At 49.9% G+C, this 3,861-nt stretch carries 2 protein-coding genes; both read left to right on the top strand.

Going from position 1 to position 3,861, the window contains the following annotated elements; all coding sequences use genetic code 11:
• On the top strand, nucleotides 1–2,297 hold a 2,297-nt coding region (locus C5S62_RS01625), incomplete at its 5' end, for an ATP-binding protein (protein ID WP_104403783.1).
• Nucleotides 2,275–3,633, top strand: coding sequence for a sigma-54 dependent transcriptional regulator (locus tag C5S62_RS01620; protein ID WP_104403782.1), 1,359 nt, complete (start codon nucleotides 2,275–2,277; stop codon nucleotides 3,631–3,633). The genes C5S62_RS01625 and C5S62_RS01620, both read left to right, overlap by 23 nt.
• The last annotated feature ends 228 nt before the right edge of the window (nucleotides 3,634–3,861 follow it).

The following is a 3,861-nucleotide window of genomic DNA, read 5'->3' as shown; positions in this document are numbered from 1 at the left end:
ACACACTACTGACCGCTCCCCTGCAGAAGGCACGTCTTGACACCTTGGCCGGCCTGTTGGAACATCGTGCCATCGGCGCTTTACAATTATGGAACTTGTTGCAAAGAGACAACACTTCAGAGGTTTATCGCGAACACATAGAAAATCTTCGCAGCCGAACTGACTCGGTTATAGTACACAACAAAATACCCGGGCAATCCCGCAATGAAAAGCAAACCTACGTGGTGGAGCGAACAAGCGGCGGTTTCTTCCGCCGGTTAGGCAACGTTTTTCGCAAGCAACGCTCTGACACCACCCTTATTATCAATCATACCGATTCTCTACAGGCCGACACACTTGTACAAGGCATAGACGTTAGCGATGACGTGGCTCACGAACTTCTGGAAATACGCGATGACATTGCACGCCGTACAAACTATCATCGGGCCGCCGTGGATGCACACCGCGACACCCTACGGGTGGCCACTGCACACATCACAGACCGCATAAACCGCCTTCTATCGGAAATCGGCAAAGATGAAAGCCGATGGTTACGCACAGCGATAGCCTCAGAAGAGGCGCGGCGTTACAAAGATGCCATTACCATGGGAATTCTGGCGGCTTTAGCGCTATTGACAGCCTTCGGCGCAGTTTTATGGATAGCACGGGATATTTCACGCGCACGGCGTTACAGTTGCGAACTGGAAGAGGCACGCGAGAAAGCAGAACAATTATCACGCCAACGCGAACGCTTGCTACTGACCGTGGCACATGATGTAAAAGCTCCCACGGCTTCAATAGCAGGATATATAGAAATGCTACGCAACCGCATTACAAAAAACGATGAACAGGCTTTCCTGCAAAACATGGCAGCTTCCTCCGAACATCTGCTTCATTTGGTTTCATCTCTCCTTGATTACCACCGGCTGGAACAGGGACGAGTGGAAATCCACAACGTATGCTTTTCACCATGTAGACTCATCAATGAAATAGCCGTAAGTTTCCGTCCGCACGCCGTAGAAAAGAATCTACGGCTAATAACCGAAACCGACCTCCCGGTAACCGAAGAAATTTGGGCCGATGAAGGGCGCATACGGCAAATGACAGACAACCTGGTGAGCAACGCCTTGAAATTCACTCATGAAGGCTGCATCAAACTAAAAGTAGGACTGTCAGACAATGATGATGGCCACACATTATTATATATTGGTATAAAAGATTCCGGACCGGGACTGAACGCAGATGAGCAACGCCGCATTTTCGAAGCTTTCACACGCTTACCGGCCGCACAGGGAACAGAGGGAGTGGGACTGGGATTGTCCATTACCCGCGAACTGGCAGACTTATTAGGAGGCAATCTGAAAGTGGAAAGCCGCCCGGGCGAAGGTAGTACTTTCTCTTTGACAATCCCCGTCAGGCGGGAAAACACAGATGAGACGGCAGAAAAACTTTTCTCACAGACCTCGGAAAAAGACAAAGAAGATGTCAGTTGTCAAAATGCGCCGAAAATGACTGCACAAGTAAAGGACGGTCAAATCTCTTACGCCCCATTGCATATTCTGGCCATCGACGACGACCGCATTGCTTTACAATTGCTGGAAAGTATGATAACGCAAATTTCAGGAGGCAGGTGGAAGGTGGCAGGTTGCAATAAGGTGGAAGACCTTTTCCATCTGTTGGATATTCACCATTTCGACTTGATGTTCAGCGACATCGAAATGCCGACTATCAACGGTATGGAGCTTCTCCGGCAGATACGCCACCGTTTGGGGCAGGAAAGTTGCTTACCGGCCGTAGCTCTATCGGCACACGGACTGTTATGCCGCGAAGACTTCCTCAGAGCCGGATTTGATGACAGTATGTGCAAACCTTTCACTGCGGATGAATTACGCCGCATGGTATTGAAAATGACAGACCGAACGTTAGAAACGGAACGGGAAAATGTGTCGGAGGAGAATTCCTCAAATTATTTCCACACAACCCGTTTGTCGGCATTGACAGCTTTTGCCGGCGATGATTTCGAAGCCGCTGCGGAAATACTGACACAGTTTGAGGCTGATTGCCGTGAGCACCTTCTAATGCTGCAACGAGCCTTAGAGGAAAAAGATAAGCAACAATTGTGCAGGCTGGCTCATAAAATGCTGCCGACGTTTATGCTGATAGAATCACCTGTAGTTCCACAACTGTCCTCCCTAGATGCGCGTCGGTCTGAAGAGCACTGGACCGGTGCCGACACCGCGGACGGGCATTGCATTGCGAAGGAACTGGAATTAATGCTGCTAAGTTTTGAGACAAATGATGAAACTCCTGATTGTTGAAGATGACTTGACCTTTGCCACCATGCTCAAGACATGGCTGAAAAAGAAGGACTTTGAGGTAACGGTAGCCTCAAGTGTGGCGCGTGCCATTGCCCTGTTGCGCGAAGAAACAGACATAAGCCTTGTGCTGTCCGACCTCCGGTTGCCCGACAATGACGGGCTTTATCTGCTTGACCGGATGCGCCGCCAAGGACTGGATTTGCCTTTCATCATTATGACACACTATGCTGAAGTGCAAAATGCTGTGGCGGCCATGAAAGCCGGCGCTAGTGATTACATAGCCAAACCAGTACAACCGGACATCCTCTTGTCGAAAATTAATGATGCGCTTGCTCTTCGGTTACAAAAAGCAACGATGGTGCCGGCAGCAATTGCCACAATCTCGGAAAAGGAAAACGAAATACTCCCTGTATCTTCAGCCTATATGGAAGGAACGAGCGAGGCGGCACGGAAACTTTACGGTTATGTGTCGTTGGTTGCTCCTACACCGATGTCAGTGCTCATACAGGGGGATAGCGGAACCGGCAAGGAATATGTGGCGCGCCGCATCCACGAGCAGAGCAAGCGCTCTTTGGGACCGTTTGTGGCGATGGACTGTGGCGCACTGACCAAAGAATTGGCGGCTTCCGAACTCTTCGGTCATGTAAAAGGCGCCTTCACCGGAGCCATGGCCGACAAGACAGGCGCTTTCATAGCGGCGAAAGGAGGCACTCTTTTTCTCGACGAGGTGGGCAACCTCAGCTACAACGTACAGGTGCAACTGTTGCGGGCGTTGCAGGAGCGACGCGTGCGCCCCGTCGGATCACCGGAGGAAGAGGAAGTCGACATCCGCCTAGTATGTGCTACCAACGAGAATCTGTCAGAGGCCGTCAGACGTGGCGATTTCCGCGAAGATCTTTTTCACCGCATCAACGAGTTCACCCTTTTCATGCCGAAACTCAGAGAACGGGACACGGACATATTGCAGTTTGCCGATTTTTTTCTGAAACAGGCTAATGCCGAACTCGACAGACAGCTGTCGGGATTCGACACAAAAGCCTCAGAGATGCTGATACATTATGAATGGCCCGGCAATTTGCGCGAATTGAAAAATGTGGTAAAACGCGCCACTCTTCTAGCCACCGGAAACGTCATCACCCGCGAAGACTTATTACCGGCCATGAACGCCACTGTACCGGAAAGCGGTCCTTTACCTTTGCACGACAAAGATACTGAACGCAACCGCATAGAGAAAGCCCTTCAAGCTACTGGAGGTAATAAAAGTAAGGCCGCCATATTGCTGGGAATAGATCGGAAGACACTCTACAACAAACTGAAAGCTCTGGGAATCAAATAAATACCCATAAATCAAAGAAAATACGGACTCGGAAAACAGAAGATCGTGCCCGAACCGGCATTTTTATCGGCGCACATGCACTGATTTATCCTGATTTTGTTTTCCCTGACAAAAACGTTTTTCGAAAACACTTCCATCCCAATTCATAGAGAACTGCAGACCGGTAACCTTCCGAGCCATCGCTCACCGGAGCAGGAAGACGCTTTCCTACATTAACATTTTTAACTT

The organism is Prevotella sp. MGM2 (assembly GCF_002933955.1).
Taxonomy (GTDB): Bacteria; Bacteroidota; Bacteroidia; order Bacteroidales; family Bacteroidaceae; genus Alloprevotella.
Note: the sequence above shows the minus strand (reverse complement) of the source record. Positions and strands in the feature narration are given on the sequence as shown.

What these genes read in the sequence shown, in the direction of transcription:
- C5S62_RS01620 (WP_104403782.1), top strand. Translation starts at nt 2,275, where the DNA reads ATGATGAAACTCCTGATTGTTGAAGATGACTTGACCTTTGCCACCATG.